This window comes from Microbaculum mangrovi (assembly GCF_051390635.1).
GTDB lineage: Bacteria > Pseudomonadota > Alphaproteobacteria > Rhizobiales > Tepidamorphaceae > Microbaculum.
Genome location: NZ_JBPODT010000001.1, coordinates 671,077 through 684,181 on the forward strand (window position 1 = coordinate 671,077; position 13,105 = coordinate 684,181).

Annotated in this window: 11 protein-coding genes; 6 read left to right on the top strand and 5 right to left on the bottom strand. The window is 65.4% G+C overall.

Going from position 1 to position 13,105, the window contains the following annotated elements; translation table 11 throughout:
• Nucleotides 1-125 precede the first annotated feature (125 nt).
• Nucleotides 126-2,108 (bottom strand): DNA primase, encoded by a 1,983-nt coding sequence (dnaG, locus tag ACSF9G_RS03205; protein WP_436638248.1) that lies wholly within the window; start codon nucleotides 2,106-2,108, stop codon nucleotides 126-128.
• A gap of 145 nt (nucleotides 2,109-2,253) precedes the next feature.
• Nucleotides 2,254-2,706 carry a GatB/YqeY domain-containing protein gene (locus ACSF9G_RS03210; RefSeq protein WP_436638250.1) on the bottom strand — a complete coding sequence of 151 codons (453 nt, stop codon included), beginning with the start codon at nucleotides 2,704-2,706 and terminating at the stop codon, nucleotides 2,254-2,256.
• Nucleotides 2,707-2,948: 242 nt separating this feature from the next.
• Between ACSF9G_RS03210 and carA the strand changes: the two genes are divergently transcribed.
• Nucleotides 2,949-4,181: a glutamine-hydrolyzing carbamoyl-phosphate synthase small subunit gene (carA, locus tag ACSF9G_RS03215; protein WP_436638252.1), complete on the top strand. Its 1,233-nt coding sequence runs from the start codon at nucleotides 2,949-2,951 to the stop codon at nucleotides 4,179-4,181.
• Nucleotides 4,182-4,311: 130 nt separating this feature from the next.
• On the opposite strand, the gene ACSF9G_RS03220 is transcribed toward carA, so the two are convergent.
• A complete protein-coding gene (locus tag ACSF9G_RS03220) occupies nucleotides 4,312-4,779 on the bottom strand; it encodes a ricin-type beta-trefoil lectin domain protein (RefSeq protein WP_436638254.1) in 468 nt (155 codons plus the stop codon).
• Nucleotides 4,780-4,937: 158 nt separating this feature from the next.
• Nucleotides 4,938-5,462, bottom strand: coding sequence for a hypothetical protein (locus tag ACSF9G_RS03225; protein WP_436638256.1), 525 nt, complete (start codon nucleotides 5,460-5,462; stop codon nucleotides 4,938-4,940).
• Nucleotides 5,463-5,856: 394 nt separating this feature from the next.
• Here ACSF9G_RS03225 and ACSF9G_RS03230 point away from each other — a divergent pair, with 394 nt between their 5' ends.
• Together ACSF9G_RS03230 and rnk are read left to right on the top strand one after the other, a co-directional pair.
• A complete protein-coding gene (locus ACSF9G_RS03230; RefSeq protein WP_436638257.1) occupies nucleotides 5,857-6,390 on the top strand; it encodes a GreA/GreB family elongation factor in 534 nt (177 codons plus the stop codon).
• A gap of 140 nt (nucleotides 6,391-6,530) precedes the next feature.
• Nucleotides 6,531-6,947 (top strand): nucleoside diphosphate kinase regulator, encoded by a 417-nt coding sequence (gene rnk, locus ACSF9G_RS03235; RefSeq protein ID WP_436638259.1) that lies wholly within the window; start codon nucleotides 6,531-6,533, stop codon nucleotides 6,945-6,947.
• An 18-nt stretch (nucleotides 6,948-6,965) separates the two neighbouring features.
• On the opposite strand, the gene ypfJ is transcribed toward rnk, so the two are convergent.
• The gene (gene ypfJ / locus ACSF9G_RS03240; protein ID WP_436638261.1) at nucleotides 6,966-7,871 is read right to left on the bottom strand and encodes a KPN_02809 family neutral zinc metallopeptidase; all 906 of its coding nucleotides are present in this window, start codon (nucleotides 7,869-7,871) and stop codon (nucleotides 6,966-6,968) included.
• Nucleotides 7,872-8,353: 482 nt separating this feature from the next.
• Here ypfJ and ACSF9G_RS03245 point away from each other — a divergent pair, with 482 nt between their 5' ends.
• From ACSF9G_RS03245 to greA, 3 genes are all read left to right on the top strand, one after another.
• Nucleotides 8,354-8,629 carry a helix-turn-helix domain-containing protein gene (locus ACSF9G_RS03245; protein ID WP_436638263.1) on the top strand — a complete coding sequence of 92 codons (276 nt, stop codon included), beginning with the start codon at nucleotides 8,354-8,356 and terminating at the stop codon, nucleotides 8,627-8,629.
• A gap of 194 nt (nucleotides 8,630-8,823) precedes the next feature.
• Nucleotides 8,824-12,168: a carbamoyl-phosphate synthase large subunit gene (gene carB / locus ACSF9G_RS03250; protein ID WP_436638265.1), complete on the top strand. Its 3,345-nt coding sequence runs from the start codon at nucleotides 8,824-8,826 to the stop codon at nucleotides 12,166-12,168.
• Nucleotides 12,169-12,283: 115 nt separating this feature from the next.
• Complete coding sequence (greA, locus tag ACSF9G_RS03255) at nucleotides 12,284-12,757, top strand: transcription elongation factor GreA (RefSeq protein WP_436638267.1); 474 nt, start codon at nucleotides 12,284-12,286, stop codon at nucleotides 12,755-12,757.
• Nucleotides 12,758-13,105: the final 348 nt, after the last annotated feature.

A 13,105-nucleotide genomic window follows, 5' to 3' on the forward strand; every position in this document is an offset into this window, starting at 1 on the left:
GGGCCGTAAAATCGCGGCCTTGCTGCGCCTAGTCGATCATCCGTGCTACTGCGTGCCCCTTAATCCGTGATTAAAGTTAACCCGATTTCGTTCCTGGTTCGCTCCGGCCCGCTCAATTCGCGGGTTCAGAAAGCCCGCATCGGACGGCCTGACGCCTGACCGAATCCGTCCATCAGCGCCTCGGTACCCTCGGCGTTGGCAAGCTGTGCTTGAATGTCGTACAGCCGTGCCAGATTCTCGTCGCTCGGCTCTGCCTGGAGCGCTATCTCGGCTGCCTTGAGTTCTCTATGTAACGTGACGAGCTTGTGATGCAAGGCCGCCGTATGGTCCCAAGCGCGTTCCGCGTCAACTGTCGCGGCATCCGGCGCGACCCACCATTCGGCCCGCCCGGCCCCCGTCCAGAGCAATTCCAGCCGTTCCACCAGCTCTCCATGGCCCTTCGCCACGAGCCTCTCGCGGGTATCCGCCGGATCGGTGTCGTGGTGCGCCGCGATATCGAGCAGCGCCCCGCGCAGCCGATCCAGATCGCGGTGCGACAGCTCCATGTGCGCGACCGCTTCGGCCCGTTCCCGCAGCAGTTCCGGGTGGTTGAGCAGCGTCAGCAGCAGGATCGCCTCGCGGCGGGGCAGCGTCTGCCGCGCAGCCAGACGCCGCACCAGATCGGAGCTGGCCCGGCCGCCCGCCACTTGTCCCGAAAAGCCTCCCGATGCGCCCGCCGCCGCCCGGTCGGCACCGCGTTGCCAGGGCGCGCGCCCTCCGGACCGCCGGTCGTTGCCTTGGTGTCCGCCACCCGCCCGGCCCCCCGCCCGGCCACCCGCCCAACCACTGCGGTCGGTGCGGCGGCCGAAGAACTCGGCCAGCCGGTCGCGGAACAATTCGCCGTAGTGCCGGCGAACGCGGACATCGGGAATGCGGCCGACGGTCTCGGCAAGCCGCTTCTCAAACGCCGCGCGCCGCTCAGGCGTGTCGAGCGGCATCGCCTCGATTTCGCGCGTCCACAGCATGTCGGCCAGCGGACGGGCCTTGTCGATCACCTCCCCCAGCGCGGCGGCACCTTCCTCGCGCACCAGGTCGTCGGGATCGCTGCCGTCGGGCAGCAGCGCGAACCGCAGGCTCTTGCCCGCCTGCAGATGCGGCATCGCCAGATCGGCGGCGCGGAACGCGGCGCGCAGGCCCGCCGCGTCACCGTCGAAACACAGGATCGGCTCGTCGGCGACGCGCCAGAGGAGCGCGAGCTGGTCCTCGGTGAGCGCGGTGCCGAGCGGGGCGACCGAATTGCTGAAACCGGCCCTGGTCAGCGCCACCACGTCCATGTAGCCCTCGGCGACGATCACCGAGGCCTTTTCCTGGGCGGACCGGCGGGCGGCCGCCATGTTGAACAGCACCCTGCCCTTGTGGAACAGCTCGGTTTCCGGGGAATTCAGGTATTTCGGCTGATGATCGGACCGCAGCGCCCGGCCGCCGAAGGCGATGACCCGATCCCGCAGGTCGGTGATCGGGAAGATCACGCGGTCGCGGAACCGGTCGAACGGCACGGCGATGTCGCTGCCGGTGATCAGCAGCCCCGCCCTGGCCATCGCCTCGTTGGCGATGCCGAGCTTGCCCAGGTGTTCCTTCAGCGCATAGCGCCCGCCCGACGCATAGCCGATGCGGAACCGCTTGCACGTCTGTTCGTCGAGGCCGCGATTGACCAGGTAGTCCCGCGCCTCCCGGCCTTCCGGCTGCCTGAGGCTCGCCTCGAAGAACGCGGCCGCCGCCTCCATCACCTCGGCTAGGCCGGCACGCTCCTTTTCCCGCTGCTCGGCGTGCCGGTCGGGCTTGGGCATCGGCACGCCCGCCTCGCCGGCCAGCCGTTCGACGGCCTCGGGGAAGCTCACCCCCTCGGTTTCCATGAGGAAACGGAAGATGTCGCCATGCTTCCCCGACGAAAAGCAGTGATAGAAGCCCTTCTGGTCGTTGACCGTGAACGACGGCGTCTTCTCGGCGTTGAAGGGGGACAGGCCGATGAACTCGCGTCCCTGCCGACGCAGCTTCACCTTCCGGCCGACCACGTCGGAAACCGGCAGTCGGGCACGGATCTCGTCGAGCAACGAGGGCGGAAACTTCATCGGGACCAAAGATCGTGAGCGGTGGCAGTGAATATAAGCCCGCGAATCGGTTGAAGCGAATCGATTCGCGATTCGGCGGCAGAAACGCAAAAGGTCCCGGCGGTTGCCGGGACCTTCCGTTTCCGAATCAGTTGCGCCGGCCGGGTCAGGCCAGCATTTGCTTGACGACGGTGGAGGCGCGGCCGAAGTCGATCTGGCCGGGGAAACGCTCCTTCAGCGTCGCCATGCACTTGCCCATGTCACGCAGGCCGTTCGCGCCGATGTCCTTGACCACCGCCTCGCAGGCGCAGCGCACCTCGTCCTCGGAGAGCTGACGCGGCAGGAAATCGCGGATGATCGTGATTTCCTCGCGCTCCTGCTCGGCAAGCTCGGTGCGCCCGGCCTCGGCATAGACCGTCGCCGATTCCTCACGCTGCCGAACCATCTTCTGCAGGAGCTCGCGAATCTCGTCGTCGCTGACGCTGTCCTTGCCGCCCGTCCGCGCCGCTATGTCGCGGTCCTTGACGGCCGCATTGATCAGGCGGAGCGTCGCCATGCGGCGTTTGTCCTGGCTTTTCATCGCCAGTTTGAGCGCATCGTTGATCTGGTCGCGCAACATCTGTTGTCCGTCCTTTTGCCCGACAGATTGCAGAATACCCTAGTGTGCGCCGGTGGCGCAACCGAGAGGAATCCCGCAAGTCATTGATATTTCAGCGATAAATTCTGACCCTCGTTCCTTGACGAGGATTTGCCTGTGTCCTAGCTTCCGCTTGGATCCCTAATGGCCGACACATCAGCCGCCAAGTCGCCGCTCGAACGGCGGGGCGGCCCGTCTCGGCGCGGATATGTAAGGAGCTTTCTATGGCTGCGCAAGGTCCCGTGGAGGCTCTCGCCTCCCGGCATGGTGAGGGCTGGACTGACCCCGTCGCGACGGCGCTTCTCGTCCTCGCCGACGGAACGGTGCTGGAAGGCATGGGGCTCGGCGCCACCGGCCACGCGGTCGGCGAGGTCTGCTTCAACACCGCCATGACCGGCTATCAGGAGATCCTGACCGATCCCTCCTACGCCGGCCAGATCGTCACGTTCACCTTCCCGCATGTCGGAAACGTCGGCACCAACGACGAGGACATCGAGACGGTCAACATGGCCTCCGCCTCGGGAGTGCGCGGCTGCATTCTCCGCACCCCGATCACCGAGCCGTCGAACTGGCGTTCGGCCCGGCACTTCGGCGAGTGGCTTAAGAATCGCGGCATCATCGGCCTCAGCGGCATCGACACGCGGGCGCTGACCGCGCGGATCCGCGAAACCGGAATGCCCAACGCCGTCATCGCGCACAGCCCTGACGGCAGCTTCGACATCGAGGCGCTGAAGGCCCAGGCCGCCGGCTGGCCGGGCCTCGTGGGCATGGATCTGGTTCCCGACGTCACGACCGCGCAGACCTATGTCTGGGACGAGACCCCGTGGGTATGGGGCGAAGGATACGGCAGGCAGGAATCGCCCGAGTACCACGTCGTCGCGATCGACTACGGCGCGAAGCGCAACATCCTGCGCCAGCTCGCCGGGCTCGGCTGCAAGGTAACGGTGGTGCCCGCCACGACCGACGCCGCACGGATTCTCGAGATGAAGCCCGACGGGATCTTTTTTTCGAACGGCCCCGGCGATCCGGCGGCGACCGGCGAATACGCCGTGCCGGTCATCAACGCGCTGGTCGAAACCGGCCTGCCCGTCTTCGGCATCTGCCTCGGCCATCAGATGCTCGGTCTGGCGCTGGGCGGACGCACCGTGAAGATGCATCAGGGCCACCACGGCGCCAATCACCCGGTCAAGGACCACACCACCGGCAAGGTCGAGATCACGTCCATGAATCACGGCTTCGCGGTCGACCGCGAAAGCCTGCCGGATACCGTCGTGGAGACCCACGTCTCGCTCTTCGACGGATCCAATTGCGGCATCCGGGTCAAGGACAGGCCGGTCTTCTCGGTGCAGTACCACCCCGAGGCCTCGCCCGGGCCGATGGACAGCCACTATCTGTTCACCCGCTTCGTCAACCTGATCCGGGAAAACAGGAACGAGCCGCCGCTGGCCGAGCGCTGAGGCGGCGGCGCCGCGCCGGACGTCGGCAATCGCGTCCCCCCACCCAACTTAGCGGGCAAGCCCCGCAAAAAAATCGCGTCCGGCTCTCTGGGAACCGGACGCTTCAATATTCGATACGGATGTCGGCGTGTTACGGCGTGGGAACGTCGATGCGCTGCGCCGTCACGTGCGACAGGTGGGTGCGGAACCGGAACAGGCCGACCATGGTCGAACGATCCTCGCTCAACTGCGTCTCGACCTTGAACTTCCCGTACTTTCCATTCCCCTTGCCCTTCAACTTCGAGAGGCGGATGGGGTCGCCGTCGTGCCTTACGGCGCAGGTCGCATCCAGCACGAGCTTCCCGCTCATCTCCGCGCGCAGGGGCCTGCCCTTCCGCGAATAGCAGGTCGCATCGGTGATGAGTCCGGTTTCGTCGAGCGTCAGCTTGCAGTATTCCGCCTGGCGAAGCTGATACAGCACCAGCCATTCACCGGCCAGTTCGTCTCCGTCGCACGGCGTCAGCACGACGGGCGCGGCGCCCGCGACTGCCGACCAGCCGAGAGACAATGCCAGGGCGGCGCCCGCCGCGGACAGTGACTTTCGGGGTGAGAATGTCATCTTCTTGGTGATCTCCTCTCTTGGGTCACGAAACGCTGTTCGTTTTCGATACATTTGCCAGATAAATAAAACAATGCGGCAGAAAGCGGTATTGTCCCTAGGTTTTTAGGAAAGCGGTAAGGATAATGGCCCTGACCTTACGGCCCCGGCGCCTGGGCTCACTTCCAGAGCTCGGTCAGGAGGCCCCCCGATCCGTTCACCGGGTCGCAATCGGGCAGCGGAACACGGTTGATATTCTCGTCCGCCAGCGGCCGTTCGCCGCGATCGCCCTTCAAAAGGTCCCAGTCCCGGCCGGGAGGATAGGCGCCCACGACCTCGAAGTCCGGGCTCGAGGACAGCCGTTTGTGGCCGACGCCAGCCGGAATGACGATCGCGTCGCCGGCGGCGATATCGAATTCCCGGCCGTAGTCGCCGCCGACCAGGATGCGAGCAGACCCCGCGGCGACGCCGAGGGCCTCGTGCGTTGTCGAATGGAAGTGATGATACGGGAAGATCGTCGACCGCCACGCCGGCGCCCAGCCGTTTTTGGCAAACAGCGCCTCGAACGCTTCGGCACTTGCCAGGCGCGGGTCGATGGCGGCGTGGAAGATCAGCAGCGGCAGGCGGCTGTTGGGAATGCGTCCGTCATCGGCGAGATGGACGGCCGTGATCGGCGGCAACGCGACATAGTCCTGAACGGCCATCGAGCGGATCCTAGCGCATTATCAATGATGCGACAGTATGCTGCACCGCAGCAACACCCGGAGTCCAGCCCTCATATCGTATGTCGCCGGCCGGACACCGCAGAACCGCCGCGAAGGCTCCGCCTTTACGTAGGCAATCGACACCTATGCTCTCCCGACACGCGCCCGCCCCGGGGAGCATGGTTGACACTGTCACTGGTGATCACCATTATTGTTGCATGACATACAATGTCAAAAATTACCGATTCCTGCTATTCGCAGGGTCCCTGCTCGCAGGCTCCTAGCCCCGAGCGGGCAGGTTAGCGCTCGCGCTACACCCGCTTCGGGGGTTTCCAGCAAAATCAGATTGGATAACCGAGGCCGGATGACCGCACGGTCCTCCGGAGGGAGCACTATGCGTGCATTCACGTCACCGTGCGTCGAAACGGACGAACAGCTTCTGGACAAACTGGAAATGGGGTTCGACCCGCTCGGCGGCGCGGCGGATTCCCCCCGTCTGGAATTGTTGAGACCCATCGAGTGTCAGATGACCATCAAGGACTACACCCTGGTGGAAGGACACCTGCTGCAATTGCCACGCGGAAGCGCGACCGACGACCGCCTGCTGCTTCGCCTCATTCGCACCAAGCTGGCGGACGCGCGGATCGTGCTGAGCGACGACATCGCGTCCGACGTGGTGACCGGAAACAGCCGCGTGGCCTACTCGGTCAACGGTGAACCGGACTCCACCTGCGTGCTCCGCCACTGGGAGCACAAGGACGACGAGTCGACTGCCGTCACCGTCCGATCGCTCCTGGGCATGACGCTCCTCGGGATGACCGCGGGGCAGCATGCACCTCTGGTGCAGGACGACGGCAGCATCGGTCACGTCACTGTACTGGACGTCGCGTTCCAGCCCGAAGCCGCCCGCCGGGCGCTGCGGGACTGAATGTTCCGGACAGCCACGAGGAGCGGTCCGCGCCGCCCTCGGGTGTCCGCGCCGCTTCTTCAAATTCGCTAGCAACTCTCGAACGCCGTGGCGCCCGAATGTCGTGCCGCGGCGCTATTCGTCATAGGAGACCAATAGAAATGTCGCCAGAAAACAACCACATCCCCCCGAAGGACGAACCGCCTGTCTTCTTCGATGCCGACCATGCCACCCGGCTTCAGGACCTCGCCTTCGCCGTTTCCGAACGGATCCCGGAGATCTCGGACCGGATCTTGCGCGAGATCGAACGCGCCACGGTGGTGCCGGCCGGCTCGCTGCCGGCTCATGTCGTCAACATCGGTTCGCTCGTGACCTATCGCGACAACGCCCTCGACCGCGTCCAGTCCGTGACGCTGGTGATGCCGGCGGACGCCGATATCGGCGCCAAGCGCGTCTCCGTGCTCACGCCGATCGGCGCCGCGCTGATCGGACTGACGAAGGACGCCGAGATCTCATGGGCGACCCGCGGCGGCGAAGTCCGCTGGCTGACGGTTCTGGAAGTTACGCCGCCGGCCTGAACGGCCGGCGCGTAGCCGTCACACCCGCCCGGGGCTGAACGTGTCGCACGCGTCCATGCGGCCTTCGGTCAGGCCGATTCGGAACCAGCGCTGGCGCTGCGCCGAGGTGCCGTGATTGAAGGCGTCCGGCACGACATAGCCCTGGGTGCGCTTCTGGATGGCGTCGTCACCGATCTGGGTGGCGGCGTTCATCGCCTCCTCGATATCGCCCTTGTCCAGCAGGCCCTTCTGCGCGGTGTCGTGCGCCCAGACCCCGGCATAGCAATCGGCCTGTAGCTCGACGCGAACGGACAACTGGTTGGCTTCGGCCTCGGGCAGGCGCCGGCGCATCTCGTCGAACTTCGGCAACACGCCGGTCAGGTTCTGGATGTGGTGGCCGACTTCGTGGGCGATCACGTAGGCCTGGGCGAAATCGCCCGGCGCCTGGAAGCGGCGGCGAAGCTGATCGTAGAAGGCGAGGTCGATGTAGACCTTGCGATCGCCCGGACAGTAGAACGGTCCGGTCGCCGATTGGGCGAAGCCGCAGGCGGACCGGATCGCTCCGGTGAAGAGCACCAGCCTCGGCCGCGGATAGTCGGCGTCGAACTCGCTTTGGAACGTCTTTTGCCAGGTGTCTTCCGTATCCGCCAGGACCACGGAGACGAACTGGGCCATCTCGTCGCTCTCCGGCGGCGCCGGCGCCTCGCCCTGGGGCTGGACCGGCATCGACCCGTCCACGCCCTGCAAAAGCGTCAGCGGATTGATGCCCAGCAGCATTGCCACGACAACGATGACGATCAGGAAGCCGATGCCGCCGAAGCCCGCCCGGCCGGCCCCGCCGCGCGGCATGCGCATGCCGCCGCCAGGTATGCCGAACCCGCCCGACATGCCGGCTCCGCGCCTGTCCTCGACGTTATCGCTACGCCGCCGGCCTCGCCACCGCATGACTGCTGTCCCCTTCGCCGCTCCGATTGGCGGCACCGATCGTAGGACGGGATTGTTCAGCCGGCAACGCGAAGACGCGGCATTGCGCTCGGTAATATTCGCGCCGGATGTGTCCCGGAATCAAAACGGGGCGCGGAATGTATCCTCGCGCCCCGTCTTGACGTTTGGTGCCGGACCTAGCCGAACAATCGCCCTGCGCGACGCAGGAGCGCATGTAGTCGACAGTTGAGTGTCGCCGACCGATGCATGTCCACATGCCTCGGCCCCATGGCTGCCCTGGCAATGAGCAGATCGACCAGCATGTTGTTATCCTTTCTTCAGTCTCTTGGTGTTCCGATCTAGAATTGGTCTTGATCGAAAGCACCAAGTGCGCTTTCGTGAATGAACTATGTGCACTGTGTGCGATTCAGTCAAGGATAAACCGCACTTTGTGCATGTCAGGTTAATGAATATTTCGTGACGGAAACGGGGACCGGCGCGGCATGCCGAATTCAGGAAAATACAATGGCGCCATGACGTCGAGCCAGTTCCGCGCCTGGCGCAAGGCGCAGGGGCTGCGTCAGAAGGAGGCCGCCGACCTGCTCGGCCTCAAGAAGCGCATGATCCAGTACTATGAGAAGGGCGAACGCGACGGCAAGAAGGTGGAGATTCCCAAGACCGTCCGGCTGGCGTGCTACGCCCTGACCCAGGGCATCGCCGATTTCGACGGAACCGAGATCAGTACGCTGCCGGAGCCCGAAGGCCAGGATTCCGCCTGAGACGAATTCCGCCTGGGACGCGTCCCGTCCGACACCATTTCCGCCTTAGGTGAATTCCGCCCGATACCGGGCTTCCTCACGCGCGCGTTTTCCCCTATGTATCGCGCCCGGCCAACCCATAGTAGACCCCAGCGAGCGAAGCGCGCCCCCGAATGTGGCGCGGAGCGCCCGCTCAAGCCAGCGCGCCGACAGATATGCCCAAACGCACAGACATCAAATCGATCCTCATCATCGGCGCCGGCCCGATCGTCATCGGCCAGGCCTGCGAGTTCGACTATTCCGGCACCCAGGCCGTCAAGGCGCTGAAGGAAGAGGGCTACCGGGTCATTCTGGTCAACTCCAATCCGGCCACCATCATGACCGACCCGGAGCTGGCCGACGCGACCTATATCGAGCCGATCACGCCGGAGGTCGTCGCCCGCATCATCGAGAAGGAACGGCCGGACGCGCTCCTGCCGACGATGGGCGGCCAGACGGCGCTGAACACCGCGTTGTCTCTCAACCGCGACGGCGTGCTCGACAAGTTCGGTGTCGAGATGATCGGCGCGCGCGCCGAGGTCATCGACAAGGCCGAGGACCGCGAGCTGTTCCGCGAGGCGATGACGGAGATCGGGCTCGAGACACCGCGCTCGATGCTCGCCCATTCGCTGGTCGAGGCGTTGCCGGCGCTGGACGAGATCGGCCTGCCGCTGATCATCCGTCCCTCGTTCACCCTCGGCGGCCAGGGCGGCGGCGTCGCCTACAATCGCGAGGAGTTCCTCGAAATCATCGAGCGCGGCGTCGACGCCTCGCCGACGAACGAGGTGCTGATCGAGGAATCGATCATCGGCTGGAAGGAGTATGAGATGGAGGTCGTCCGCGACAAGGACGACAACTGCATCATCATCTGCTCGATCGAGAACATCGATCCGATGGGCGTCCACACCGGCGATTCCATCACCGTCGCGCCGGCGCTGACGCTGACCGACAAGGAATACCAGATCATGCGCAACGCCTCGATCGCGGTGCTGCGCGAGATCGGGGTGGAGACCGGCGGCTCCAACGTCCAGTTCGCCGTCAATCCGAAGGACGGCCGGCTCATCGTCATCGAGATGAACCCGCGCGTGTCGCGCTCCTCGGCGCTCGCCTCCAAGGCCACCGGGTTCCCGATCGCCAAGGTCGCCGCCAAGCTCGCGGTCGGCTACACGCTGGACGAGCTGGAAAACGACATCACCGGCGGCGCGACGCCGGCTTCCTTCGAGCCGACCATCGACTACGTGGTCACCAAGATCCCGCGCTTCGCCTTCGAGAAGTTTCCCGGCGCCGAGCCGCTGCTGACCACCTCGATGAAGTCGGTCGGCGAGGTCATGGCGATCGGACGCACCTTCGCCGAATCCCTGCAGAAGGCCCTGCGCGGCCTGGAGACCGGGTTGACCGGCCTCAACGACGTCGAGATTACCGGCATCGGCGAGGGCGACGACAAGAACGCCATCCGCGCCGCGCTCGGCGAGCCGACGCCCGACCGGATCCTCAAGATCGCCCAGGCGCTACGCGCCGGCGCGACCGAGGAGGTCGTCCACAATTCCTGCAAATTCGATCCCTGGTTCATCGCCCGCATCAAGGAGATCGTCGACATGGAAGCCGAGGTGCGCCGCCTCGGCCTGCCGCAGACCACCGGTCCGCTGCGCCGGCTGAAGGCGATGGGCTTTTCCGATGCCCGCCTGGCCGAACTCACGGGCACCGACGAACGCGCGGTCGCGGACTTGCGGACGCAGTTGGGCGTGCATCCCGTCTACAAGCGCATCGACACCTGCGCCGCCGAGTTCGCCTCGCCGACCGCCTACATGTACTCGACCTACGAGACCCCGTTCATCGGCGCGGCCGCCGACGAGGCCGATCCGAGCGAGCGCGACAAGGTGATCATTCTGGGCGGCGGTCCCAACCGCATCGGCCAGGGCATCGAGTTCGACTATTGCTGCTGCCATGCCGCCTTCGCGCTCGACGACATTGGGCTGGAGTCGATCATGGTCAACTGCAACCCGGAGACCGTCTCGACCGACTACGACACCTCCGACCGGCTCTATTTCGAGCCGCTGACCGCCGAGGACGTGCTCGAGATCATCCGCAAGGAGCAGTCGAAGGGCACGCTGAAGGGCGTCATCGTCCAGTTCGGCGGCCAGACGCCGCTGAAGCTCGCCCAGGCGCTGCAGGACGCCGACGTGCCGATTCTCGGCACCTCGCCGGACATGATCGACCTCGCCGAGGACCGCGACCGCTTCAAGCGCCTCCTCGACAAGCTGCGTCTGCGCCAGCCCAGGAACGGCATCGCCTATTCGATCGAGCAGGCCCGGCTGGTCACCGCCGAGCTCGGCTTCCCCCTCGTCGTGCGCCCTTCCTATGTGCTCGGCGGGCGGGCGATGGCGATCATCCACGATGAGAAGATGTTCGACGCGTACCTGCTTGGCACCCTGCCCGCGCTGGTGCCCGAAGACATCAAGACGCGCTATCCCAACGACAAGACCGGCCAGATCAACACGGTACTCGGCAAGAACCCGCTGCTGTTCGACAGCTACCTGGCCGACGCCATCGAGGTCGATGTCGACGCCCTGTGCGACGGCAAGGACGTGTTCATCTGCGGCGTGATGGAGCACATCGAGGAAGCAGGCATCCATTCCGGCGATTCCGCCTGTGCCCTTCCGCCCCATTCGCTGTCCGACGAGACCATCGCCGAGCTGGAGCGCCAGACCCGGGCGATGGCGCTCGGGCTGGAGGTCGGCGGCCTGATGAACGTCCAGTACGCGATCCAGAACGACGACATCTACGTGCTGGAAGTGAACCCGCGGGCGAGCCGCACCGTGCCTTTCGTCGCCAAGACCATCGGCCTGCCGATCGCCAAGATCGCGGCGCGCGTCATGGCCGGCGAGCCCCTGGCCAGCTTCGGCCTGCAGTCCAAGCCGCTCGACCATATCGCGGTGAAGGAAGCCGTGTTCCCGTTCGCCCGCTTCCCCGGTGTCGACACCGTGCTCGGCCCGGAGATGCGTTCGACCGGCGAGGTCATGGGTCTTGCCCGCGACTATGCGCTCGCCTTCGCCAAGTCACAGCTTGGCGGCGGCACCCGCGTCCCCGTCGAAGGCACCGTGTTCGTCTCGGTGCGCGATTCCGACAAGGCCAGGATCCTCAAGGCCATCCGCATACTCTCCGACTGCGGCATGAAGATCGTCGCCACCAGCGGCACCCAGCGCTATCTGGAAAACGAGGGCATCGTCTGCGCCAAGATCAACAAGGTGCTGGAAGGCCGCCCGCATATCGTCGACGCGATCAAGAACGGCGAGGTTCAGCTGGTCTTCAACACCACGGAAGGGTCGCAGGCCCTGGCTGATTCCCGCTCGCTCCGGCGCACCGCGCTGCTTCACAAGGTTCCCTACTACACCACCGTTGCCGGTGCCGTCGCGGCGGCCGAAGGCATCCGTGCGATGAAGACCGGGACTCTTGAAGTGGAGCCGCTACAGGCCTATGTGGGGGCCGGCGCGGGGACGAAGGCCGTCTCGGCGGCGCAATAGGTGCGCCAAAAAGAGGGCATTGCTCTTTTCCAGCGCATATTCGAACATCCCTGCTGGCCGCGGCGGCGACGCTGAGTCGCTCCGCGGGCGGTTTCCTTTTGGAGCGATTTCTCCGATGAACAAGATTCCGATGACGGCTGAAGGCTATTCCGCGCTCGAAAGCGAGCTGAAGAGGCTGAAGCAGGTGGAGCGCCCGCGCATCATCCAGGCGATCGCGGAAGCGCGTGCGCATGGTGACCTGTCGGAGAACGCCGAGTATCACGCCGCCAAGGAAGCCCAGGGCCTCAACGAGGCGCGCGTCGCCGAACTCGAGGACCAGATAGGCCGCGCCGACGTAATCGACGTCACCAAGCTGGCCGGCAACACCGTCACCTTCGGTGCGACCGTCAAGATCGTCGACGAGGACACGGACGAGGAAAAGGTCTACCGCATCGTCGGCGACACCGAGGCCGACGTGAAGGCGGGCAAGATCTCGATATCCTCCCCGATCGCCCGCGCCATGATCGGCAAGAAGCAGGGCGATTCCTTCGAGGTCGCGGCCCCCGGCGGCGCCCGCGGCTACGAGATCCTCAACATCAGCTTCAAGTAGGCCCTCGGAGCGGGACGCTCCCGTTTCGTCCGCTCACTCCCGCGAAAGGTCCCTTTTCGCCCGCTCACTCCCGCGAAAGCGGGAGTCGGGAAGCGATCAAGCACGGCCGCGACGGACGCAAGCGATTCCCGCTTGCGCGGGAATGAGCGGAGGTCCGTAGATCTCAGCCTTCCACGCGCTCGAACCCACGCGGTTGAACCCACGCGGTTGAACAATAAGCGCCGCCCATGGTTCGAGACGGGCGCCAGGGCGCCCTCCTCACCACGAGGTCCTTCATGTTTCGGGCGCAGCCAAGCCCGCCGCCCTCATCCTGAGGAGCCCGCGAAGCGGCTGTCTCGAAGGATGTGC

What these genes read in the sequence shown, in the direction of transcription:
- dnaG (WP_436638248.1), bottom strand. Translation starts at nt 2,108, where the DNA reads ATGAAGTTTCCGCCCTCGTTGCTCGACGAGATCCGTGCCCGACTGCCG.
- ACSF9G_RS03210 (WP_436638250.1), bottom strand. Translation starts at nt 2,706, where the DNA reads ATGTTGCGCGACCAGATCAACGATGCGCTCAAACTGGCGATGAAAAGC.
- carA (WP_436638252.1), top strand. Translation starts at nt 2,949, where the DNA reads ATGGCTGCGCAAGGTCCCGTGGAGGCTCTCGCCTCCCGGCATGGTGAG.
- ACSF9G_RS03220 (WP_436638254.1), bottom strand. Translation starts at nt 4,779, where the DNA reads ATGACATTCTCACCCCGAAAGTCACTGTCCGCGGCGGGCGCCGCCCTG.
- ACSF9G_RS03225 (WP_436638256.1), bottom strand. Translation starts at nt 5,462, where the DNA reads ATGGCCGTTCAGGACTATGTCGCGTTGCCGCCGATCACGGCCGTCCAT.
- ACSF9G_RS03230 (WP_436638257.1), top strand. Translation starts at nt 5,857, where the DNA reads ATGCGTGCATTCACGTCACCGTGCGTCGAAACGGACGAACAGCTTCTG.
- rnk (WP_436638259.1), top strand. Translation starts at nt 6,531, where the DNA reads ATGTCGCCAGAAAACAACCACATCCCCCCGAAGGACGAACCGCCTGTC.
- ypfJ (WP_436638261.1), bottom strand. Translation starts at nt 7,871, where the DNA reads ATGCGGTGGCGAGGCCGGCGGCGTAGCGATAACGTCGAGGACAGGCGC.
- ACSF9G_RS03245 (WP_436638263.1), top strand. Translation starts at nt 8,354, where the DNA reads ATGCCGAATTCAGGAAAATACAATGGCGCCATGACGTCGAGCCAGTTC.
- carB (WP_436638265.1), top strand. Translation starts at nt 8,824, where the DNA reads ATGCCCAAACGCACAGACATCAAATCGATCCTCATCATCGGCGCCGGC.
- greA (WP_436638267.1), top strand. Translation starts at nt 12,284, where the DNA reads ATGAACAAGATTCCGATGACGGCTGAAGGCTATTCCGCGCTCGAAAGC.